The organism is Flammeovirga kamogawensis (assembly GCF_018736065.1).
Lineage (GTDB): Bacteria > Bacteroidota > Bacteroidia > Cytophagales > Flammeovirgaceae > Flammeovirga > Flammeovirga kamogawensis.
In genome coordinates, this window is record NZ_CP076128.1 from 3,458,648 (window position 1) to 3,483,470 (window position 24,823).

24 protein-coding genes are annotated in these 24,823 nt (G+C 29.2%); all 24 read left to right on the forward strand.

Annotated features, from left to right (window positions below):
- The first annotated feature begins 1 nt into the window (after nt 1).
- Nucleotides 2-739 (forward strand): NRDE family protein, encoded by a 738-nt coding sequence (locus tag KM029_RS13805; RefSeq protein WP_144073820.1) that lies wholly within the window; start codon nt 2-4, stop codon nt 737-739.
- 115 nt (nt 740-854) lie between these two features.
- On the forward strand, nt 855-1,739 hold the full coding sequence (locus KM029_RS13810; protein WP_158631060.1) for a D-alanine--D-alanine ligase: 885 nt from the start codon (nt 855-857) through the stop codon (nt 1,737-1,739).
- Nucleotides 1,740-1,777: 38 nt separating this feature from the next.
- A complete protein-coding gene (recF, locus tag KM029_RS13815; RefSeq protein WP_144073822.1) occupies nt 1,778-2,863 on the forward strand; it encodes a DNA replication/repair protein RecF in 1,086 nt (361 codons plus the stop codon).
- A 13-nt stretch (nt 2,864-2,876) separates the two neighbouring features.
- Entirely contained in the window at nt 2,877-3,218 is a 342-nt protein-coding gene (locus KM029_RS13820) for a DUF721 domain-containing protein (protein ID WP_144073823.1), read from the forward strand.
- 4 nt (nt 3,219-3,222) lie between these two features.
- Nucleotides 3,223-4,299, forward strand: a complete 1,077-nt coding sequence (locus KM029_RS13825; protein ID WP_144073824.1) for a mannose-1-phosphate guanylyltransferase — start codon at nt 3,223-3,225, stop codon at nt 4,297-4,299.
- 28 nt (nt 4,300-4,327) lie between these two features.
- Entirely contained in the window at nt 4,328-5,593 is a 1,266-nt protein-coding gene (locus tag KM029_RS13830) for a nucleotide sugar dehydrogenase (protein ID WP_144073825.1), read from the forward strand.
- A gap of 11 nt (nt 5,594-5,604) precedes the next feature.
- Complete coding sequence (locus tag KM029_RS13835) at nt 5,605-6,582, forward strand: SDR family oxidoreductase (RefSeq protein ID WP_144073826.1); 978 nt, start codon at nt 5,605-5,607, stop codon at nt 6,580-6,582.
- A 71-nt stretch (nt 6,583-6,653) separates the two neighbouring features.
- A complete protein-coding gene (locus KM029_RS13840; RefSeq protein WP_144073827.1) occupies nt 6,654-7,703 on the forward strand; it encodes a hypothetical protein in 1,050 nt (349 codons plus the stop codon).
- Between the two features lie 70 nt (nt 7,704-7,773).
- A complete protein-coding gene (gene rfbA, locus KM029_RS13845) occupies nt 7,774-8,634 on the forward strand; it encodes a glucose-1-phosphate thymidylyltransferase RfbA (RefSeq protein ID WP_144073828.1) in 861 nt (286 codons plus the stop codon).
- A 10-nt stretch (nt 8,635-8,644) separates the two neighbouring features.
- Nucleotides 8,645-9,178 carry a dTDP-4-dehydrorhamnose 3,5-epimerase gene (gene rfbC / locus KM029_RS13850; protein ID WP_144073829.1) on the forward strand — a complete coding sequence of 178 codons (534 nt, stop codon included), beginning with the start codon at nt 8,645-8,647 and terminating at the stop codon, nt 9,176-9,178.
- Between the two features lie 288 nt (nt 9,179-9,466).
- Entirely contained in the window at nt 9,467-10,327 is an 861-nt protein-coding gene (gene rfbD, locus KM029_RS13855) for a dTDP-4-dehydrorhamnose reductase (protein WP_144073830.1), read from the forward strand.
- 50 nt (nt 10,328-10,377) lie between these two features.
- A complete protein-coding gene (rfbB, locus tag KM029_RS13860) occupies nt 10,378-11,397 on the forward strand; it encodes a dTDP-glucose 4,6-dehydratase (RefSeq protein ID WP_144073831.1) in 1,020 nt (339 codons plus the stop codon).
- Between the two features lies 1 nt (nt 11,398).
- A complete protein-coding gene (locus KM029_RS13865; protein WP_144073832.1) occupies nt 11,399-12,664 on the forward strand; it encodes a nucleotide sugar dehydrogenase in 1,266 nt (421 codons plus the stop codon).
- 6 nt (nt 12,665-12,670) lie between these two features.
- Nucleotides 12,671-13,831 (forward strand): DegT/DnrJ/EryC1/StrS family aminotransferase, encoded by a 1,161-nt coding sequence (locus KM029_RS13870; RefSeq protein ID WP_205125438.1) that lies wholly within the window; start codon nt 12,671-12,673, stop codon nt 13,829-13,831.
- On the forward strand, nt 13,831-14,406 hold the full coding sequence (locus tag KM029_RS13875; RefSeq protein ID WP_144073833.1) for an acyltransferase: 576 nt from the start codon (nt 13,831-13,833) through the stop codon (nt 14,404-14,406). Before KM029_RS13870 ends, KM029_RS13875 begins: the two co-directional genes overlap by 1 nt.
- Nucleotides 14,407-14,418: 12 nt before the next feature.
- Nucleotides 14,419-15,387: a Gfo/Idh/MocA family protein gene (locus KM029_RS13880; RefSeq protein ID WP_144073834.1), complete on the forward strand. Its 969-nt coding sequence runs from the start codon at nt 14,419-14,421 to the stop codon at nt 15,385-15,387.
- Nucleotides 15,388-15,430: 43 nt separating this feature from the next.
- Entirely contained in the window at nt 15,431-16,651 is a 1,221-nt protein-coding gene (locus KM029_RS13885; protein ID WP_158631061.1) for a lipopolysaccharide biosynthesis protein, read from the forward strand.
- Nucleotides 16,651-17,832, forward strand: coding sequence for a glycosyltransferase (locus KM029_RS13890; RefSeq protein ID WP_144073836.1), 1,182 nt, complete (start codon nt 16,651-16,653; stop codon nt 17,830-17,832). The genes KM029_RS13885 and KM029_RS13890 overlap by 1 nt, the downstream gene beginning before the upstream one ends.
- Complete coding sequence (locus KM029_RS13895; RefSeq protein ID WP_144073837.1) at nt 17,829-19,370, forward strand: asparagine synthase C-terminal domain-containing protein; 1,542 nt, start codon at nt 17,829-17,831, stop codon at nt 19,368-19,370. Before KM029_RS13890 ends, KM029_RS13895 begins: the two co-directional genes overlap by 4 nt.
- Nucleotides 19,367-20,449 (forward strand): non-hydrolyzing UDP-N-acetylglucosamine 2-epimerase, encoded by a 1,083-nt coding sequence (gene wecB, locus KM029_RS13900; protein WP_144073838.1) that lies wholly within the window; start codon nt 19,367-19,369, stop codon nt 20,447-20,449. Before KM029_RS13895 ends, wecB begins: the two co-directional genes overlap by 4 nt.
- The gene (locus KM029_RS13905; RefSeq protein WP_144073839.1) at nt 20,446-21,573 is read left to right on the forward strand and encodes a glycosyltransferase; all 1,128 of its coding nucleotides are present in this window, start codon (nt 20,446-20,448) and stop codon (nt 21,571-21,573) included. Before wecB ends, KM029_RS13905 begins: the two co-directional genes overlap by 4 nt.
- 544 nt (nt 21,574-22,117) lie before the next feature.
- Nucleotides 22,118-22,948, forward strand: a complete 831-nt coding sequence (locus KM029_RS13910; protein ID WP_144073840.1) for a hypothetical protein — start codon at nt 22,118-22,120, stop codon at nt 22,946-22,948.
- 310 nt (nt 22,949-23,258) lie between these two features.
- Nucleotides 23,259-24,080 (forward strand): O-antigen ligase family protein, encoded by an 822-nt coding sequence (locus KM029_RS13915; RefSeq protein WP_144073841.1) that lies wholly within the window; start codon nt 23,259-23,261, stop codon nt 24,078-24,080.
- Between the two features lie 4 nt (nt 24,081-24,084).
- On the forward strand, nt 24,085-24,774 hold the full coding sequence (locus KM029_RS13920) for a WecB/TagA/CpsF family glycosyltransferase (RefSeq protein ID WP_144073842.1): 690 nt from the start codon (nt 24,085-24,087) through the stop codon (nt 24,772-24,774).
- The last annotated feature ends 49 nt before the right edge of the window (nt 24,775-24,823 follow it).

Genomic DNA, 24,823 nt, shown 5'->3' on the forward strand with positions numbered 1-24,823 from the left:
TATGTGCACATTATCCTATATACCGTTTAATAATTCAGAATATTTATTCACTTCTAACAGAGATGAAAGAAAAAGTAGAGCATCAGCTTTTGCTCCACAACTTCATGAAAAAAATGGTGTGAAATTTATTGCACCTATTGACGGAGAAGCTCTTGGTACATGGTTGGCCGCTTCTGAATTAGGTAGAGTTGTTTGCTTACTTAATGGAGGTTTTAAAAGGCATATTCCCACACCGCCTTATAAACACAGTAGAGGAAAGGTTGTTCTAGATGCTACTTTGGCTAATGATATCAATACTTATTTAGATACTTACAATTTCTCTAATATTGAACCTTTTACTTTAATAGTAATTGACCAAAAGGAGGGGATTGAAATTACTCAATTTGTTTGGGATGGTAATAAAGGATATAAATCTAATTTAAATCCTAATGTGCCGCATATTTGGTCTTCTGCTACTTTATATGATTCTTTTCAATCTGATGAAAGAAAGGAAAGGTTTTTGAATTGGTTGAATACATCAGATAGATTATCAAAAGAGATTTTAGATGTGCATGAATTGGTAGACAAAGGTGAAAATGAACCTTTTGGATTGTCAATGCAGCGTTTGGAATACTGTACGGTAAGTACAACTCAATTAAAAGTTTCTGATTCAATTGTCAGTATGCATTATCATGATCGTCTAATACAAGAAAAGGATAATGTATCGTTACCATTAATTGTTTTGAAGCATGAATCTTAAACCTAACTTAAGGTATAGGCTATTTAAGTGGGAATTTTGGCCCTATTATATTTTTTACATTCCTGTATATTTTTTATACTTTGGTTTGTCAGCATTGTCACGTTCGTTAAGTTTTATGACTTTAGCGAATCCAGGAATGAGATATGGAGGCTTTTTTAGTTATTCTAAATTTGATGTTTTACGTCAACTACCTTCTAAATTTCTACCTAAGTCTGCATTTTTTGTAGAAACACCTTCTTTGTATAAGGTAAAGGAGCAGATGCAGAAATTAAATCTCACTTATCCTGTCATTTTAAAACCCGATGAAGGAGAAAGAGGAAGTGGGGTTGAAAAAATTAAAAATGATAAAGATTTAGAAAATTATCTAAGCGATAAACCTGAACGTATCATTTTGCAAGAATTTATTACAGCACCTCATGAGTTTGGAGTGATGTATATCCGAAGACCTTCTGAGAAGAAAGGTAAAATTACATCTGTTGTTTTTAAAGATGAACTATATATTGTAGGTGATGGTGAAAATAATCTACTTACTTTATTTAAAAAACATCCTCGAGCAATTTTATATATTGATTTTTTAAAAGAAAAGTATGCAGATCGATTAAATCAGGTACTTGAAAATGAAGAAGTACTTATGCTTTCTAAAATGGGTAATCACTCAAGAGGAGCAATATTTAACGATGCGAATCATTTAATCAATAACCTGGATACTACTTTATATGATCAAATATCAAATCATATTGATGGTTTCTATTTTGGTAGATATGATGTTAAAGCTGAGAGTGAAGAAGCATTAATTAAGGGTGAGTTTAAAGTTATGGAACTAAATGGAGTTAACTCTGAACCTGCACATATATACGATCCTGAGAATTCTATTTTTAATGCTTATAAAGATCTATTTGCACATTGGTGGTCAATTTATGAAATAAGTAAAGAAAACCGTAAACAAGGGTATACTGAAACACCTTTCCCAACTCTAGTACAATCTTTAATGGATAAGTAATTTTTTGTTAGCTTTGCAGCCTATCAAAATATTATTGCATGTATTTAGAACGACTATACTTAAAAGATTTTAAAAATTATGATGAGTTTACCCTTGAATTAAAAGAAGGAGTAAACTGTATAGTTGGCCCAAATGGTGTAGGAAAAACAAATCTTCTTGACGCAGCTTATTTTCTTTGCATGACCCGAAGTGCTTTTAGCATGACAGAACAACAAAATGCTAGGCATGGTAATAAATCATTTGCTCTGTCTGGAAAATTTAAGAATTCGACTAAATCACATACTGTAATTTGCCAATTTGATAAGCCTAAAAAGAAATTTATTCTAGATGGTAAAGAATACAATCGTTTTAGTGAACATTTTGGGAAATTCCCCTGCGTACTTATCGCCCCAAATGATACAGATTTACTAAGAGAAGGAAGTGAAATAAGACGTAAACATTTTGATAGTGTTATTTCTCAATTTGATAAAGAGTACCTTAAAGCATTAATTGATTATCAACGAGCTTTATTACAAAGAAATCAGTTACTGAAAACATTTGTAGAAAAAAGACAAATTCCTAATAAAGATTGGGTAGCACCTTATGATCATGTATTAAAAAAAAATGGTTCATTAATTTATGATCGAAGAAAGAAATTTACAGATAATTTCAGACCTTTTTTCCAAGATTCATATAGGTTTTTATCATCTGATAAAGAAGTAGCCGAAGTAGTTTATAAATCTGATTTAGGAAAAGAAGACTTTGATGAAATCTATGCTAATGCATGGGAAAAGGATATTGCATTACAAAGAACTACAAAAGGAATTCATAAAGATGACTTTGATTTTCAATTGGCAGGGTACCCGTTAAAGAAGTTTGGTTCACAAGGGCAGCAGAAATCCTTTATTATTGCAATGAAATTAGCACAACATTCTTTATTAAAAAGTAAATTAGATGTTGCTCCAATACTGCTTTTGGATGATATTTTTGATAAATTGGACGATGAAAGAATGCAAAAGCTTTTAGTGTTAATAAAAAATGAGAATTTTGGTCAAATAATTTTGACAGATGCTCGTCCTGAACGGTCTAAAAGTTTAATGGAGGTAATAACATCTCCGTCTCATTTTATAGAAATAGGAAAATAAAAATACCATAACTTTGTCAGACGATAAAAAAATAAAATACCGTTTTCGTAAAAGAACCCCCATACCTAAAAAACATGAAACTATAGGTATCGGAGGAGCGATGCAGGACTTTATGAAATCGTTAAAGAAAAGTCATAGCTATAACCAAGCTGTTATTGGTAGAGTATGGGCAGAAGTAATGGGAAATACTGTTGCATCAAGAACAATTGACTTGAAATTAAGAGGGAAAACTTTATATGTAAGATTAAGTGTTTCAACCTTAAAACAAGAATTAAATATGGTACGAGACCATGTTGTAAAAAGACTAAATGATAAACTAGGGGCTGCGGTATTAACCCAGGTTAAATTTGTATAGCATAATGGAAAATAATTACATAGTTATTATGGCCGGTGGAGTCGGAAGTAGATTCTGGCCATATAGTAGAGAAAAACGCCCAAAACAATTTCAAGATATTTTAGGTACAGGCCAAACAATGATTCAGCAAACAGCTGCTAGATTTGAAGGAGTTTGTCCAAAAGAAAATATATATGTAGTTACTAGTGATATTTATAAAGAACTAACACTAGAGCAACTTCCTTTTTTAAATGAAGATCAAGTTTTATGTGAACCTGTAAGAAGAAATACAGCACCATGTATTGCTTATGCAGCCTATAAAATTGGTAAGAAAAATCCAGATGCAAATATTGTAGTAGCCCCTGCAGATCATGTTATACTAGATGTACCTGAATTCAGATTAAGAGTTCAGACAGCTTTAGATTATGTTGGATCTCATGATATATTAGTAACTCTAGGTATTCGTCCAAATAGACCAGATACAGGCTATGGTTATATTCAAGCCTTAAATAATGATCGTTTAGAAGTTCTTTATAAAGTGAAAACTTTTACTGAAAAACCGAACGAAGAATTAGCAAGAGCTTTTGTGTTAAGCGGTGACTTTGTATGGAACGCAGGTATTTTTGTTTGGAATGTAAAGACGATTAAGAAAGCTTTTTCTACTTATTTAGATGATATAGACCATTTATTTAGCTCTGTAGAAGATAAATTTTATACAGAAGAAGAAACAGAAGCAATTGATACTATTTACCATCAATGCAGAGATATTTCTATTGATTATGGTATTATGGAACATGCTGATAATGTTTATGTAATGAGAACCGACTTTGGATGGTCTGATTTAGGCACTTGGAAGTCGTTATATGAGCAAGCAGATAAAAACCAAGAAGAGAATGTTTTACATGGTAATATCATGGCTTATGAGACATTTAACTCTATTGTTAAGACACCTTCTGATAAATTAGTAGTTGTTCAAGGGTTAGAAAATTACATTGTAGCGGAATATGATGATGTATTAATGATTTGTGAGAAAGATCATGAGCAGCGTGTGAAGCAATTTTTAGCAAATGTAAAAGAAAAACAAGATAAGCGATTTATCTAAAACTACTTCAAGAATAACTAAATTACAGATGAATAAAACAATAGGAGTTATCGGTTTGGGTTATGTTGGCCTTCCTTTAGCTGTAGAATTTGCTAAGAATAATGTAAAAGTTCTTGGTTTTGATATTAATCAACCAAGAATAGAAGAGTTAAACTCTTCCAAAGACCATACATTAGAAGTATCTGAAGAAGAGCTTAAATCTGTTAAAGGTATAATTTCTTATTCGTCAAATATCAATGATTTAAAAGATGTTGATATTTATATTGTAACTGTACCTACTCCAATTGATGAATATAAAACTCCAGATTTGACTCCTCTGAAAAAGGCGAGTGAAACTGTTGGAAGTGTATTGTCTGAAGGTAATATAGTTGTTTATGAATCTACTGTTTATCCTGGCTGTACAGAGGAACAATGTGTTCCTGTACTTGAAAGAGTAAGTGGTTTAAAGTTTAATAAAGACTTTTTTGCAGGTTATTCCCCTGAAAGAATAAATCCGGGTGACCATGTTCATAGAGTACACAACATAATGAAAGTTACCTCTGGGTCAACTCCAGAAATAGCAGAAGAAGTTGATAAAATGTATCAAGTAGTCGTTAAGGTTGGTACACATAAAGCTTCTTGTATTAAAGTAGCTGAGGCAGCAAAAGTGATAGAAAACTCACAAAGAGATTTAAATATAGCTTTTGTTAATGAGCTTTCTAAAATTTTTGATAAAGTAGGAATTGATACCCTAGAAGTATTAGAAGCAGCAGGAACAAAATGGAACTTTTTACCATTTAGACCTGGTTTAGTAGGAGGTCATTGTATTGGAGTTGATCCATATTACTTAACTTATAAATCAGAATCTTTAGGTTATCATCCAGAAGTAATTCTTGCAGGTAGAAGAATTAACGATGGAATGGGAGCTCATGTTGCCAATAAAGTACTTCGCTTAATGATGGAAAAAACTTCGTCAATTAAAAAAGGTGCAAAAGTTTTAATGTTAGGCATCACTTTTAAAGAAGATTGTCCTGATATTAGAAACTCAAGAGCAATTGATGTAATTAGAGAACTTCAAGCTTTTAATTTAGAAGTAGAAGTTTACGACCCACATGCAGATGCTCAAGAGGTGAAAGATGAATATGATTTAGATTTACTTCCAGAAATTGGAAATGATTATGCTGCTATTATTCATGCAGTGGCTCATAAATCATTTAGAGAAGAGATTAATTGGGAACAATTAATAGAAAAAGATACAATTGTCTATGATGTTAAAAGCGTTTTAGATAAAAAATATATAACGGACCGTTTATAATTTCGAATTGGATGTTAACAGGTAAAAAGATATTAATTACTGGAGCTGCAGGTTTTATAGGGTCTAACTTAGCCGAAAAATTTCTTTCACAAGACAATGAAGTTATCTGTCTTGATAATTTTTCAACGGGAAAGAAAGAAAATATTATAGACTTTGAATCACATCCAAAATGTAAATTTATTACAGGTGATATAAGAAATATTGATGATTGTAAGTCTGCTGTTGAAGGTGTTGATGTTGTATTTCATCAAGCAGCATTAGGCTCTGTACCTAGATCAATTAATGATCCGATAACTACAAATGAAGTAAATATATCAGGTTTTCTTAATATGTTGACTGCTTCTAAAGATGCTGGAGTAAAGAGGTTTATTTATGCAGCAAGTTCATCAACTTATGGAGACCATCCTGGTTTACCTAAAGAAGAAGATAGAATAGGGAAGCCACTTTCTCCTTATGCTGTAACAAAATATGTTAATGAATTATATGCAGATGTCTTTTTTAAAACATATGGGATAGAGACAATTGGATTGCGTTACTTTAATGTTTTTGGTAGAAAACAAGATCCTCATGGAGCTTATGCAGCAGTAATTCCAAAGTTTGTAATAGCAATGCTAAACGGAGAATCACCAGTTATTAATGGAGATGGAGAGAACTCTAGAGATTTTACTTACATTGATAATGTACTGCATGCAAATGAACAAGCTGCACTTATAATAAATCAAAAGGCTGTAAATGAGGTGTATAATGTTGCTTTTGGAGAGAGAACAGATTTGAAAGAATTGTATTCTTATTTACAAGAGTTCTTATCAATATATGAATCAAAAGTAAAAGATATCGAGCCAACTTTTGGTCCGTCACGTCAAGGAGATGTTAAACATTCATTAGCGTCAATAGAAAAGGCAAAGAATTTAATTGATTATAACCCTCAATATTCTATAAAAAAAGGGTTAAAAGAAGCTGTAGAATGGTATTATAATTACTTAAGGTAATGTTATAATTCTACTAGTTAATTAAAAAAGTAATTATATTTACGAGTTAGAAACGAGATCACTCTATTTACATGGAAAAAGAATATAAAGACAAGTCCCCAAATAAGCAGAACTCAAATCAAAATGATGAAATTGATTTAATTGAATTATTCTCTATTATAGGGGATAAGTTCAACCAATTTTTTCAAAATATTTGGAATGGGGTATTAACAGTTTTAATTTATTTATACACTAAAATATATAAATTTAAAATAGCAGTAATTATTGCGGTAATTGTTGGAGGTGCTTTAGGGTACTTATCAAAGAATACATCTCAGTTTTATGCCTCAAAAGCTACAGTAAATAGTAGGTTTTTAACAGGTGTAGATTTTATAAAAGAGATTGAGGAGTTAAATGCTTTGTGTACAGATGAAGGAAGGCCTATGCTTGCTAAATCTTTGAATTTACCATTGTTAATTGTTGAAAGTATTTCAGAGATATCTTCTAAAGGGTATTATATGATGTATAAATCTGGTAAAGTTAATCCAGAAATGGCTGATTCTTTATATTTAGAATCTCTTGATAATGAAACAAGATTCGAACTTGAAGTAAAAACATCAGTTCAAGAAATAACAAAAGCTGAAATTCAAAAAGGTTTTGAGTTCTTTTTTAATAAAAATCAATTTATTATTAAGAATCAAGAGATATACAAACAGAATTTGAATTCTAAGAAGAAAACTTTTGAAAAAGAACAACTTCGTCTACAAGAATTTAATGAGGCCTATAAAGAAATTATTGTTCAACAAGGAGAATTATTAAAGAAAGGATTAAAACCCTCTAGTTCTAACGTTGTTGTAATGAAAAATTCTCAAGATGATGGGTATATTCGTCAAAGTGGTGAATTGGCTTTTGAAGCGATGGAAAATCAACAAAAAGTAGAAGATAGTCTAGCATTTATTAGAACCGAAATAGCTTTAATTCAACCTGTTGAATTTGTGAATAGATTTTCTGAGTTATATACTGTTTCCTTATCAACGGGAGGTAAGACAATAATTGGTATGTTTATAGGTTTTCTAGTTGTTTTAGGTTTCTCAATTTTATTAGACCTAAATTCATTTATGAAAAAGAAAGCAAATCTTTAATTGTAAATTTTAATTTAAAAAGGTGTGTATTTATTAAAATAGATACATACCTTTTTTTGTATAATCAATTATGAAAGGAATAATCTTAGCAGGAGGTTCTGGTACTCGCCTTCACCCTTTAACTCTGGCAATCAGTAAACAATTAATGCCTGTGTATAATAAACCAATGATTTATTATCCATTATCAACATTAATGTTGGCAGAGGTACGTGAAATATTGATTATCTCAACACCTGATCATTTACCATTATTTCAAGAGTTATTAGGTGATGGTCAAAAGTTGGGTTGTGAATTTTCTTATGCTGTTCAAGAAAAACCGGAAGGGCTTGCACAGGCATTTTTAATAGCGGAAGAATTTATTGGAAATGATAAGGTATCTTTAATCTTAGGAGATAATATTTTTTACGGTTCAGGCTTGTCATCTCTACTTCAATCGAATAATGATGTGATAGGTGGTTGTGTATATGCATACCATGTAAATGACCCTGAGCGTTATGGTGTGGTAGAATTTGATGATGATAATAAGGCAATTTCAATTGAAGAGAAACCAATAAAACCAAAATCAAATTATGCAGTACCTGGTTTATATTTTTATGATAATGAAGTTGTTGAAATAGCAAAGAATATTCAACCTAGTGAAAGAGGAGAGTTAGAGATAACTTCAATTAATGAAGAGTACTTGAAAAGAGGAAAATTAACTGTTAGTATCTTGAATAGAGGTACAGCTTGGTTGGATACAGGTACTTTTGCATCGTTAATGCAAGCAGGAGAATATGTTCGAGTGATTGAAGAACGTCAAGGTTTAAGTGTAGGTTGTATAGAGGAAGTAGCATATAGAATGGGGTATATTGATCAAGCTCAATTACATGATTTAGCAATGCCTTTAGTGAAAAGTGGCTATGGACAATACATATTGAATCTTTTGAAATAATAATTAAGTTATGGAAATTATACCAACGAAACTAAAAGATTGTTATATTCTTCAACCTCAGGTATTTGGTGATGAGAGAGGATATTTTTACGAAAGTTTTCATGCTCAAAAATTTTCTGAAGTGACAGGTTTAGCCGTAACATTTGTGCAGGATAATCAATCATCCTCTTCTTATGGTGTTATTAGAGGCTTGCATTATCAAAAAGGTGCAGCTGCTCAAGCTAAATTAGTTAGAGTTATTTCGGGTAAAGTAATCGATGTAGCTGTTGATTTACGTCCTGGTAGCAGTACTTATGGACAATACGAAGCTGTTGAGTTGAGTGCTGAAAATAGAAAACAGTTATTTGTTCCAAGAGGCTTTGCCCATGGGTTTTCTGTACTTTCAGAATCAGCAGAATTTGTTTATAAATGTGATAATTATTATAACCCAAATGAAGAAGGAGGAATTATTTTTAATGATCCAAAATTAAATATTGATTGGGGAATACCTCATGGAGAAGAAGTAATTTCTGAGAAAGATTTAAAGCTTCCTAGATTGTCTTAAAATAAAAACGCAGACCTTTTTTATCGGCCTTGAAGGGAAAAGCATTAAGAAGTTTATAATATGAACCGTTAAGAAATCTTCACTTGTTTGAGCGTAAGTGAGTTTTGAAGATTTTAGGTGAATGATACAAAATTTAGCTTTTGACTTCATAGCCTTGACTTTTTTGCTTCGTTTTTGTGTTAAGACAAAAATGAAGAAAAAATATGATTGAAATGAGAAAATAGGCTATTGATATAAGCTATATTTATAGCTAGGGGAGTATTCTATGATGTTAAAACATTATTATTCATGCAAAAAGAAATATTAGTTACAGGTGCAAGAGGTCAGCTTGGATCGGAATTAAATTATCTAACAAATACGATAGAAGCAAAGTTTACGTTTGTAGATCTTGATGAGTTGGATATTACAAATCAACAAGCAATAAATATTTTTTTTAGAGAAAGGAATTTTACACATTGTATAAATTGTGCTGCATATACAGCAGTAGACAAGGCGGAAACTGATCGAGATATAGCTTATAAAGTTAATGTTCTTGGGGTTAAAAATTTAGCAGAAGTGTGTAAAGAAAATAATATTGTTTTATTTCATGTATCTACAGATTTTGTATTTGATGGAAATCAAATTACCCCTTATTCAGAAGAAATTATTCCCTCTCCAATAAGTGTATATGGAGAAACAAAACTTGAGGGAGAAAATGAAGTAATAAAAACAATGACGAATTATTTTATCATTAGAACTGCTTGGTTGTACAGTAGTTTTGGTAATAATTTCGTAAAAACAATGCTTCGTTTAGCGAATGAGAAAGATGAATTGGGAGTAATTGTAGATCAAATAGGTACACCTACTTACGCAAGAGATTTAGCAAAAGCTATTTTATTAATAATTGATCAAGAAAGTGCTGCCTATGGGGTATATCATTATAGTAATGAGGGGGTTGCAAGTTGGTATGATTTTGCACAGGCAATTTTTATTTTAAGTAAAACGAATATTAAAGTTAACCCATTGCATACCTCAGCATATCCTACACCTGCTAAAAGACCTAAAATGAGTGTAATGGATAAATCAAAGTTTACAACAAGTTTTAATATTACAATTCCTTATTGGCAATCTAGTTTAATCGACTGTCTCAAAGTATTGGGTGATAAATAGCAAGAAAAGGGTAACTTTGTACGAAATATAATTGAACAGTAGGATACAATATGAAATCTTCTATATTAATTACAGGTGGAGCAGGCTTTATCGGTGCCAATTTTGTTCCTTATTTTCTAGAGAAATATAAAGAATATCAATTAATTAATCTTGATAAACTAACATATGCAGGTGATCTAGCAAATCTTTCTGAAATAGAAGAGAATCACTCAAGATACACCTTTATTGAAGGAGATATTTGTGATAGAGTATTAATAGAAGAACTCTTCAATAAATATGATATTAAAGGTGTTATTCACTTTGCGGCAGAATCTCATGTAGACAATTCAATTACAGGGCCAGAAGCATTTATTCAGACGAATGTGAATGGTACTTTTACATTAATTGATGTAGCAAGAAAGTATTGGATGAACGCTCCTTTTGAGTATAAAGAAGAATATAAAAACTGCCGTTTTCATCATATTTCTACAGATGAAGTATATGGAACATTAGGGGATACGGGATTATTCACCGAAGAAACACCTTATGCACCTAACAGTCCATATAGTGCATCAAAAGCATCTTCAGATATGATTGTTCGTTCTTATTTTCATACCTATGGTATGAATGTAGTGACTACAAATTGTTCGAATAATTATGGCCCTAAGCAACATAAAGAAAAATTAATTCCTACTATTATTCGTAAAGCACTTACAAGTGAACCAATTCCGATTTATGGAGATGGAAAGAATATTCGTGATTGGTTATATGTTTTGGATCATTGTAAAGGGATAGATTTAGTATACCATAAAGGAAAAGAAGGAGAAACATACAATATTGGAGGACGTAACGAAAGAGATAACCTCTATATAGTAGATAAAATATGTACTTTACTTGATGTTAAACAACCTTTAAAAGGTGGTAAATCTTATAAAGAGTTGATTACCTTTGTAAAAGATCGTCCAGGTCATGATCAAAGATATGCAATTGATGCTACTAAGTTAGAAACTGAATTAGGATGGAAAGCTGATGAAGACTTTGAAAGTGGCATTGTTAAAACTATTGATTGGTATTTAGAAGAATATAGATAATATGAATATTAAGAATAAAAAAATAGCCATTATTGGTCTTGGATATGTTGGTTTGCCACTTGCTGTTGAATTTGGTAAACAAGGATTTAATGTTATTGGTTTTGATATTAATGAAGCAAGAATTAAGGAGTTAAAAGATGGAACTGATAGTACTTTAGAAGTTAGTTTAGAAGAAATGAAAGAAGCTAAAGGACTTTCATATTCATCTAATAAATTGGATATTAAAGATTCTGATATTTATATCGTAACAGTTCCAACACCTATTGACGAATATAAAACTCCAGATTTAACACCATTAAAAAAGTCTAGTGAGACTGTAGGAAGTGTATTATCGGAAGGTAATATAGTTATTTATGAATCTACTGTATATCCTGGTTGTACAGAAGAAGAATGTGTTCCTGTTTTAGAGAAAGTTTCAAAACTAAAGTTCAATAAAGAATTTTACTGCGGTTATTCTCCTGAAAGAATTAATCCAGGAGATCATGTGCATAGAGTACATAACATCATGAAAGTAACTTCAGGTTCTACACCTGAAATTGCAGAAGTGGTAGATCAATTATATAGATCAATAGTAACAGTAGGTACACACAAAGCACCTAACTTAAAAGTAGCTGAAGCAGCTAAAGTAATTGAAAACTCTCAAAGAGATTTGAATATTGCTTTTGTAAATGAGTTATCGAAAATTTTTGAAAAAGTAGGTATTGATACATTGGATGTATTAGAAGCTGCTGGAACTAAATGGAATTTTTTACCATTTAGACCAGGTTTAGTGGGAGGTCATTGTATTGGTGTTGATCCTTTCTATTTAACTTATAAGGCGGAATCAATAGGATACCACCCAGAAGTTATTCTTGCAGGAAGAAGAATTAACGATGGAATGGGGCCTTATGTAGCCAATCAAGTAGTTAAATTAATGGTGAAAGCTGGACATGCGATAAAGAATTCTAAGGTATTAGTATTAGGAATTACCTTTAAAGAAGATTGTCCAGATATTAGAAATTCAAGAGTGATTGATGTTATTCAAGAGTTTCAAGAATTTGGGGTTGATTTGGATGTATATGATCCTTATGCTTCAAAAGAAGAAGTAAAAGAGGAATACGGTATTGACTTAATAGATTCAATTGGTAATAATTATTCAGCAGTTGTACTTACAGTAGCCCATAAAGAATTTAAAGCATTAGATTGGTCTAAGCTGAAGAAAGAGAATACAGTGGTATATGATGTAAAAAGTGTTTTACCAACAGAAGTAATTACAGATAGACTTTAAATAATAATGAGTAGAATATCAAGAGAAGAGATAGGGAAAATCCAAATGGTGGATTTACATACTCAATATAAAAATATTAAAGAGGATGTAGATAAAGGTATTCAAGAAGTAATAGATTCATGTGCTTTTATTAATGGTCCTGCTGTGAAATCTTTTGCTAAAGAGTTAGCAACTTACAATAATGTAAATCATGCTGTTCCATGTGCAAATGGAACTGATGCATTACAGGTGGCGATGATGGCTGTTGGTTTAAAGCCTGGTGATGAAGTTTTAGTACCAGTACATACATATGTAGCAACAGCAGAGGTAATAGCTTTATTACAATTAGATCCCGTTTTTGTTGATGTTGATCCTGAGTTATTTACTATTGATGTAAAACAAATGGAATCTAAAATCACTTCAAAAACAAAAGCTATCGTTCCTGTTCATTTATATGGACAATGTGCAGATATGGAAGCGATTATGAAGATTGCTAATAAGCATAATTTATTTGTTATTGAGGACACTGCACAAGCAATTGGTGCGGAATATACATTTTCTGATGGTTCAGTAAAAAAAGCAGGCACGATTGGTCATATAGGTTGTACATCTTTCTTTCCATCAAAAAACTTAGGTTGTTATGGTGATGGTGGAGCCATGTTAATTAATGATGAAAAATTAGCAAATACTGCAAGAATGATTGCAAGTCATGGACAATCAATTAAGTATCATCATGATATAGTGGGTTGCAACTCAAGGTTAGATACTTTGCAAGCAGCAGTATTAAGAGTTAAATTACCTCATTTAGATACCTATAATAAAAACCGACAAAAAGTAGCAAATAAGTACAATAAAGCTTTTGCTCAAGTTCAAGAAATTGAGACTCCCCAAAATGCTGAAAATTCAACTCATGTTTATCATCAATATACATTAAAAGTAAATAATGTTGATAGAGATCAGTTGAAAGAGAAACTTCAAGAGAAAGGAGTACCATCTATGATTTATTACCCTGTACCATTACATTTTCAGAAAGCATATTGTAAGTCTGAATTTAATGAAGGTAGTTTCCCTGTAACAGAACAACTTTCAAAAGTGGTATTATCATTACCTATACACACTGAAATGCAGGAAAATCAACAAGATTATATTATTCAAAGTGTTTTAGAATCAATAAATGAATTAGCATAATGGAAGGAGAATTCTTTGCACATGAAACTGCAGTTATAGATGAGGGTTGTGTGATTGAAAAAGGCTCAAAGATTTGGCATTTTTCTCATATTATGTCCAATTGTAAAATTGGAGAGAACTGTAATATTGGCCAGAATGTAGTTGTATCTCCTGAAGTAGAACTTGGTCAGAATGTAAAAGTTCAAAATAATGTGTCAATTTACTCAGGAGTAACTTGTGATGATGATGTTTTTTTAGGTCCATCTATGGTTTTCACTAATGTGACAAATCCGCGAAGTACAGTAAATAGAAGAGGACAATATTCTAAAACACATGTAGGTAAAGGTGCTTCAATAGGAGCTAATGCAACTATAGTTTGTGGACATGATATTGGTAACTATGCTTTCATTGGGGCAGGTGCTGTAGTAACTAAGACAATTCCTGCTTATGCATTAGTTGTAGGGAATCCTGCTAAGCAAATAGGGTGGATGAGTGAATATGGACATCGGCTTGAATTTGATAATAATGGTTTAGCGATTTGTGAAGAATCAAAAGAAACCTATAAATTTGAAAATAACCAAGTTACTAAATTATAAGAAGAATATTGTATGAAAAATTTTGCACTAATTGGGGCTGCTGGATATATAGCACCAAGACACATGAAAGCAATTAAAGAGACAAATAATGATTTAATTGCTGCTTATGATAAATTTGATAGTGTAGGTATCATTGATAGCTATTTTCCACATGCAGATTTTTTTGTTGAATTTGAAAGGTTTGATAGACATGTAGAGAAACTGAAATATGAAAAGAATATTCAGTTAGATTATGTTTCAATTTGTACTCCAAATTATTTACATGATGCACATATTCGTATGGCCTTAAGAAGAGGTGCTGATGCTATATGTGAAAAACCACTTGTATTAAACCCTTGGAATATAGATGCTTTAGGTAATATTGAAAAAGAAACGGGGCAAAGAATATGGAATATTCTTCAGTTGAGAGTTCACCCAAGCATTATTGCTTTAAAAGAAAAAATAGCAAATGGACCTAAAGATAAAATCTATGATGTAGATTTAACTTATCTTACTTCAAGAGGGAATTGGTATTATACTTCATGGAAAGGTGACGTTTCAAAATCTGGAGGTATTGCGACTAATATAGGTGTACACTTTTATGATATGTTATCATGGGTTTTTGGTGATGTAAAAGAAAATAAGGTGCATGTTCATACTCATGATAGAGCTGCAGGTTATTTAGAATTTGAAAGAGCAAGAGTTCGTTGGTTCCTTTCTATTAATGAAGATGTTCTTCCTGATGAGATAAAAGCAAAAGGGCAAAGAACATATAGGTCAATTACTATTGAAGGAGAGGAGTTAGAATTCTCAGGAGGATTTACAGATCTTCACACTACCTCTTATGAAGAAATTGTAAAAGGAAATGGTTATGGTATTGAAGAATGTCGTCAAGCTATTGAAATTGTTCATAATATTCGTCACGCTGAAGTAGTAGGGTTGCAAGGAGAGTATCATCCTTTTGCGAAGAAAGAATTAATTAAACATCCCTTTTCAGTGTAATCTGATGATTAAAATAAAAAAAAGCTTCTTGTCTTCTGAGTTTATGAAAAATATCATCTTATTGACAGGGAGCTCTTTTCTCGTTCAGCTTATTCCGTTTTTGATTAGCCCTATTTTATCAAGGTTTTATTCACCTGAAGATTTTGGAGAATTAGGTTTATTCAATCAATCTGTATCTATCTTAGTAATATTTTTTACTTTGAGTTTTGAACAAGCAATTGTTATTGTAAAAAAAAATGAAACAGCAATCAATTTAATTAAAGGAATTTATAGTATTTCTTTAATAGGTTTGCTACTAGTAATTTCAAGTTTAATAATACTTAAAACATTTAGTATTTCGGTTCAATTTGATACTTTATCTAATGATTTTATTATTTATTTACCATTTTCAGTTTTCCTTTACTCTTTAATTTTATGTTCTACAAATTTATCAAATAGATTCAAAGAATATAGGTTTCTTTCAATTCTAAAATTAGTCCAAGTTATTACAACTAATAGTCTATATTTATTGAACTTTTTAAGTTTGATTACTGGGCGTCTCTTTGGTTTACTAGCTGCAGGTATTTTCTCATTTGCATACTTTATCAAAAAAAAATCAGGGTTTGAGCTGTCAAATAAAAAAATATCTCAATCTCTTAGTTCTAATGTTAACTTCGCTAAATATACATCAATCCATTCTTTAGCAAACACAATAGTAGGGAGTTTACCTATGTTTTTGTTAAGTAGTTATTATTCTCTCTCGATTGTAGGGTATTATTCATTTACGTTTACAATGATGTTTGTTCCTGTACAATTGATTGCTGCATCAATTGGGGGTGTATTAAAGCAAGATTTTTCTCAGAAATATTATAAAGGGACTCTTGAATTGACAAAAGTATACAAATTTTACAAAAAATTAGTACTTCTACTTGTTATTCCTTCAATAATTTTTTTAATATATTCACCACAAATATTTAGTTTAATTTTTAGTGAAAAATGGTTTGAATCAGGTGAAATAGCAAGATTTCTTTTTCCCTGGGTTTTAAGTATATTATTTACATCTCCAATATCTTTTCTACCACAATTATTTAACAGGCAAAAACAAGCGTTATTTATTGAAATAATAACATCTATAATTAAATCAATTACATTATTTGTTTGCTGTGAAATATTGTTAGAGTATGAGTTAACAATTTTATTATTTTCAATAGTTGCTACTTTGTCGGTTTTAACTAATTTAATTTGGTATTTTTGGCTAATTAAATATAAAAAAATAGATAAGTGATGAGAGTTCTTGTAATACCATCATGGTATCCTCCAAATGGTGGACAATTTTTCAAAAATCAGATTTTAGCATTAAAGCAAGAATGCTCTAATCTGGAGGTAGATGTCATTTATTGTCAAGACGATTCTTTAAGGGGATTTTCAATTTTAAAACTATTAGAAAATAATAGTTTTAAAATTCATAAAAAAGATGAAGATGGGATATTAACATATAGAATAAAATCATGGAGTTTGCCTTTTTTTGAAAAAATATCAAGTAAGTTATGGTGTATCAAGATGTTTTTTTTATTTAAAGAATATGTAAAAGATACTGGTTTTCCTGATTTAATTCATGTACATAGTTCTCTATGGGGAGGTGAAGTTGCTTATAATATCAAAACAAAATACAATATTCCTTATGTTATAACAGAACATAGGGGGCGATTCATTTACAATAATTCATTATCAATGAGTATGTTTAAACCTTGGTACGATAAACGATTAAAGAAAATTTTTGAAAATGCATCTTTTACTATACCAGTAGGTTCAAATATGTCCAAAAAAATTTCTAATTATATTGAAAAAGGGAGTAATACTACTATTGTTCCCATACCAAACCAAGTAGATGTAAGTAAATTTAATATTGATTATGAAATTAAGAAATATGAAGAATTTACATTTATTTCAATAGCATACTTAGTTGAAGTTAAAAGGTTTGACATACTGATTTCAGCTTTCAATAACTTTCAATTAAAATATCCAAAATCAAAATTAGTAATAATAGGTAGTGGACCACTTGAGTCAAAACTCAAAACTCAAGTTGATGAGTTAAATATACACAGTAAAGTTGTTTTTTTAGGATACAAAAACCCTTTTGAAATTAATTACTATTTAAATAGATCTCATGCTTTTGCTCTTGCAAGTTCTGTAGAAGCTCAAGGTGTAGTAACAGTTGAAGCAATGTGTACTGGGTTACCAGTTTTAGGAACAGATACATTATCACCTGAAAATATTCCAAATGGGACTGGAGTAACAGTAAAATCCGAAGATATAAATGCTTTTACTAATGGTATGATTAATATTTACGAAAATTATTCTCATTATAATAAAGAGAAAATTAGAGACATAGCTGTTAGTACCTTTTCTGAAAAGGTAATTGCTTCACGAATTTTTGAAATTTATAAAAAAACATTAAGTCATTGAATAATAATATTTTAAGTAGAATTGTTTTAAGAAATAATAAAGGTTATGCTTGGGAAAACAATAACGGATTATTTTATAAAAGTGATGAATCTCCTGTTTTTCCTTCAGCTATAGATATTGATAATATTGAAATATTAATAAATCAAATTACATCTTCATTTTCATTTGTTTATGAAAATGAAGATGTAATTATAGCTTGTGTAGATAGAATTCGATCAATGCCTTTATTTTATTATTTTGATGAGAATAACTTTATTATTACTGATAATACAACTTTCCTAGATAAAGAAATTTCTTTAGAATTGGAGGGTGAGTTTATAGATGAATTTAAATTAACAGGTTTTGTTACAAAAAATAATACTCTAGTAAAGAATTTGTATCAAATTGAGGCAGGTGCATATCTGGTATATAATAAAAGAACTCATAAATGTGTGATAAAACAATACTTTTCATTTGAGAGAGAAGAATACTTGCCTGAAAAAAAAGAATCTGATTATTTTAATGATTTAGATAATCTTTATGTGAACCTCGCTAAGAAGATAAAGAAACAAGTTGGAGATAAGCAATGTGTAGTGCCTTTAAGTGGAGGTTATGATTCTAGATTAATACTTTATTTGTTAAAAGAAGCAGGAATAACTAATGTTGTTTGCTTTAGTTATGGAATTAAGAGTAACTATGAAAAGAATATATCAAAAAAGATCGCTGATTTATTTAATTTTAAATGGATATTTGTAGAATATTCAGAGGGCTTGTGGTTAAATACTCTAAATTCACCTAAAATAAAAGAGTATTTTGATTTTTCAGGAAATTATACTTCACTTCCTCATATTCAAGATTTTCCAGCCATTGAGTTTCTCGTTTCTAAAAAAATCATTGATTATGATAGTTATATTATCCCGGGTCACTCATATGACTTTTTAGCTGGTAGTCATTTAAATAAAAAAATAATAAATAAGAAACAATTTTCTAATGAAGAAATAAACAAATTAATTTTTGAAAAACATTATAGTTTAGTTATTCAAAAATATGATCATCGAAAAATTGTTAATATTAATAATGAGATATTAGATAATACAGAGGCATTTTCTATAGTTGATGAATGGAATTGGAAAGAAAGGCAATCTAAATTTATTGTTAACTCTGTTAGAGTATATGAATTTTTTGATTTGAAATGGTTATTACCCTTATGGGATAAAACATTAATGGACTTTTGGAGTAAAATTCCTATGGAATATTGTATTGAACGAAATTTATTTAAATTACATTTCAATTATAGATTTAATAATAATGAAGAAATTCTTAAGGATAATATATCTTTTTCAAAAAAAGATGCTATAAAATCTCTAATGAAGAAGTGGTATTTTTCAAGTATTTTATTAAATACGATTACAATCATTATTTCTTATACATCTGAGAATTATTCATTATTTGGAGTTGTACCTAGAAAGAAATTTATTATTGAATCAATTCTTAAAAAGAAAACATCGATTAACTCTTTTTTATCAGAGTATTACATAAAACAAAATAAAATAAAATGAAAATTTTAACGATTATTGGAGCGAGGCCTCAGTTTATTAAAGCAGCTACTGTATCAAGAGTAATAAAGAAAATAGAAAATTGCACTGAAATACTTGTTCATACTGGTCAACATTATGATGAAAATATGTCAGATATTTTTTTTGATGAGTTAGGTATCCCAAGACCAGATTATAATTTAGGAGTTGGAGGAGGATCTCATGGAGCTCAAACAGGTGAGATGCTAGCAAAAATTGAAAAAGTATTATTTAAAGAAAAACCAGATTACTTGTTAGTTTATGGAGATACTAACTCCACATTGGCTGGTGCTTTGGCTGCTTCAAAAATGCACATTCCGGTAGTTCATGTCGAAGCAGGCCTTCGTTCTTTTAATATGAAAATGCCTGAAGAACAAAATAGAATTTTAACAGACCATATCTCTACATTATTATTTACACCTACTGATACTGGATATTCAAATTTATTGAAAGAAGGTATTAATGATTCTTCAATATATAATATTGGAGATGTTATGTATGATGCGGCTATGTATTATGGAAAAAAAGCCCAAAATAACACAAATATATTAGAAAAGTTAAATGTGAAATATAAAGATTTTATTTTAGCAACTATTCATAGAGCAGAAAATACTGATAATATAGAAAGACTAACTATGATATTTGATGAATTATCTAATGTTGCAAAAACAAAAAAAGTGATTTTACCTTTACATCCAAGAACAAAAAAATCTCTTGAGAATATTAATTTTAATTTTAGTGAAAGTAAAATATCATTTATAGATCCTGTTGGATACATAGAAATGGTAATGTTAGAGATGTCATCGAAACTGATTTTGACAGATTCTGGAGGTGTTCAAAAAGAAGCTTTTTTTCATAAAGTACCTTGTATAACCTTGAGAGATGAAACTGAATGGGTGGAATTAGTAGAAGCTGGATTTAATTTTCTTGCAAAGGATTTAAAATCATTAGAAACCTTAATTGGAGAAGTATTATCAAAATCTTTTGATTATGATAAATATAGTTTTTATGGTAAAGCAAATGCTGCAAATAAAGTAATTGATTTCTTAAAAGTGAATAAATGAAGATAGCATATGTTTTACCAATAAATATCGAAAGATATACGGGAGTATTGTATAAAGTAAAATCACAAGTTACCGAGTGGAAAAAACAAGGTAATGATGTGAAAATTTTCTTGATAACTAGTTCGAATAAAGATATTTCGCACACTCCTTTATCAGATTTAAAGAATGATATTGAAATAATAAATATAATGTCTCTTTTAGGAGGTGCTTTAGAGTTATTTTTAGATTTTCTTGGTTTATCTATAAACTATAAAAACTTAGATAAAAAAATAGATGGTTTTGGACCAGATATAATTTATGCTAGAAATAGTATTTATCAGCCTTTTTTAAATGGATTGAGTAAAAAGTGGAAAGTAGTTTTTGAAGTTAATACAGACATGAAAGCTGAATATTCACTTCAAAAATATGATAGTTTAAAATATTATTTTAGGTATATTTATTTTATTTTAACAAATCAATTTTTGTTAAATAAAGTGTCTGGAATTGCATCAGTTACTTATGATATTGCTAAGAGTTTAAATCATAATAATATTAAAGTATTTCCTAATAGTATTAATATTTATGAAAATTCTTTAAATGAGTTTTTGCATTCTGAAATTGAGCAGAATAGAATATTTTTTATTGGTACTGATAAAATGATTTGGCATGGAATTGATATCCTACTTAAATTAGCTGAGCGAATGCCTAATTTTAATTTTGATATTGTAGGTTCTTCAAGACCGGATTCAATAAATATTCCGTCAAATGTTCAATTTTATGGATTCTTAAATAAAGAGGAGTACAAAAAAGTATTAGCGAAAGCTACAGTAACAATAGCTTCTTTAGCCTTTTTTAGAAATAATATGGAAGAAGCATGTCCTTTAAAAGTAAGAGAATATATGTCTTTTTGTAAACCTATTATTTTACCTTACAAAGATACATGTTTTATCAATCAAGATATACCTGAATGGATATTAGAATTACCTAATAATAAAGAAGGGATCTTAGAGTCGACAGATAAAATTAAAGATTTTGTTTATAAGTGTAGGAATTTAATTATTAGCCAATCAGAAGTAGAAAAATTTGTTCACGTTTCTGAAATTGAGAAAAATAGGTTAGCATTTTTTCATGAAATTAAAGATTAAAATAAACTATTATATTCTAGGTATTATACCTGTTTATTTCTTGTTGTCTATCAATCCTATAATAGGGCTGCTTGGAATGATATTATTAATAACATTTGGAGGATACAAGAGTGTAGAGTTTCAAGTCATTAATTTAATATTTCAGAATTTTTTTATTGGTTTATTTTCCCCTAATATAGATTTAATTCTACATTTTAAATTTCTACATATATTAAATTATTTAATTCCTGTTTTTTCAGTATTAATATTCATTTTTAATGAAAAGAAAAGTATTATATTAAGCGAATATACTAACTGGAAAAGCATAATTACAATATTATTTTTATTGATACTATTCCTAATTTTAGGGCTGTTATTCTATAAAAGTATATCATCATTAATTTATTTTAGGTTATTTAGTTTACCTTTTATTTTTTATTATTTAGGATTGTTTCTTGCAAAGAAAAATAATACAAATGTAATCAGTCAATTTAATAATATATTGTTTTTCTCAATCAGTATTTTGGCTATATCTGCAATTGTAGGAAGATTTAGTTCTTATTTTATGTCTTTAGTTAATGATGATTTTTATTTTTCATTGAAATATGAAAGGCCATTAACAGTTTCAGAAATTAGAGAAGCTTATAGATCAAAATTTTTAAATTGGAATTTCTTTAATCTCACTACTTTTAGATATGGTTCCTTATTAAAAAACATTATTAGTTATTCATATGTTATGATGATTTCAATAACTTATGGTTTAGTATTAAAAATAAAAAAAATACAATATTTTTTAATTGTTTTTGTCATAGTTTTATTAATTTCCTTTTCAAAAGGAGCTATAATATTTTCAATTCTTACAGTTTTTATTGTAGTTTTTAATAGAAATGTACTCAAAAAAAATAGAGTAAGTATAGTAGAAACAATTATTTTACTTATTCCATTTTGGTTATTAGTTATAACAGTAGGATATTTTTCAAATAATGAACATATCATAGGCTTTGTTAGTGGTTTTCATCGTATGATGGATAACCCATTTGGAAATGGTTTAGGGTTTTCAGGAAATCTATCTCCTGTAAGGAAATTGTCAGTTTTTGGTGAAGAGCTTCCTTTTAGAGGATATTGGACAAGATTTTATAATGGTAGTGAAAGTATAATAGGAGTACTATTTTCAAGCTTAGGTTTTTTTGGTTTTATTTACTTAGGTGTTTTATTTACTTTGATTGCAAAGAGTAAAGAAAACCTATTAAAATCTGAAAATTTTATTTTATTATTTCCTCTAATAATGGTGTTCCAAGGCATTTTTCAAGAAGAAGCATTTTCACCATATGCATTAGGGTTTACAATGTTTATATTAGGCTTGTATAATGGTAAAAATATTAGATTAAATTATTGATTTTATGAATTTGAGTTTTATCAAAAATGAAACTAGAATATTTGAAATACTTCTATTAAACTTGATGTGTAGTTTACCATGGGGATTTGCGTATACAAATATTTCATTCCTTTTAATTATTTTATATATTTTTATTTTTTTTCTAAAAAATAAAAATATTCAATTTAAAATTGAATATTTACCTTTATTTTTATTTTTTATTGTTCATGTATTATCATTTGGGATTTATTATGAAGGAGATTTGTTACTAGAATCTTACAATTTAATTTACCCATTATTACCTCTTGTTATTGTTCCAATATTTTTATCAATGATTACTTTATCAGAAAACAAGTATGATAAATTATTTATTACATTTTCAATATCTACTTTAACTGTAGGTATATTCGTATTAGTAAAATATATTTTACTGGAGGGGACAGTGACGCTAAGAGATGTTATGTTGTTATATACTAATATACATATTCCTTATTATGCCTTGTATTTAATAGTATCCCTTTTAGGATTGTATTTCATTAAAATACAATCTAGATTTTTATATTTATATTTTCTTTTTTCTTTTACAATACTACTTTTTTTAGGGTCTAAGATGGGAATACTAAACCTAGTGTTTATATCAAGTCTTTATATTATTCTTGAACAGAGAAAAATAGTGAAGTATGTTATTCCATTATTGATTATTTTATTACCACTTTCCTTTTTTTATACACCGTTTGGTAAGAGATTTAATCAAGAAGTTATAAAACAGACAGATAAATCAAGAGTTCGGAATTGGGCATCAGGAAAAAAAACTATTTCAAATAGTTTGTGGTTGGGTTACGGTGTCGGGAATACACAAGAAGCACTGCAAAAGTACAGGCCTAAAAATAGTTATGAATATAAAGAAAGATATAATTCACATAATCAGTTTATTGCAATAGCAGTTGCATTTGGTATTATCGGATTAATTTTATATTTCTTTATGATGTTTTATTACCTATATATAGGTTATATAAAGAATAACTATTTTTTAATTTTATTTATATTATTATTTAATATTTCATCTTTTACAGAAAATCTTTTTGACAGACAGAAAGGAATTGTTTTGTTTTCTGTAATGGTACCACTACTTATTTCTAAAATGAAAAAGTAATCTTATGATATTAAATGTTATTCTAAAAAAGAACGAAAAAGAACGATCATTTACCTTTTTGAACCCTGCATCATATGTAGAGGCAAGGAAGAATTTAGATGTATATTCGAAATTAGATACAATATATATTGATGGAGTTTTATTGGTTAAGTTTTTACATTTTTTTTGTAGAGCTAAACAGGTAGAACGTCAAAGTTTCGATATGACATCATTAGCACCTATAGTGTTTAATAATGCAATACAAGAATCAAAAACAATATATTTTATTGGTTCAACACAAGAAGCTATTGAAGGGTTTGTTAAAGTGATTCAAAGTCAATTTAAAGGTTTAATAATTAAAGGTTTTAGAAGTGGTTATATTAGAGGTGAAGAAAATAAAGTAGCAGAAGATATAATTGCCCATAATCCAGATATTGTTGTTGTAGGGATGGGTGCACCACTTCAAGAACAATTTTTAATTACATTAATTGATCGAGGTTTTCAGGGGATAGGATATACTTGTGGAGGGTTTATACATCAAACATCAACGAGTATTCGATATTATCCAAAATGGGTTGATAAGTATAATTTACGAATGCCTTATAGATTATATGTAGAACCTGAATTTAGAAAAAAACTTCCAAATTATTTTAAGTTCTGTTTCTATTTTTTTTGTGACCTTATTGATTATTATAAACAAGAAAATAAACCTTGAAAAGAAAATTTTAATTATCTTGGCTCTTAGTTAATATTAGGTTGTTTTT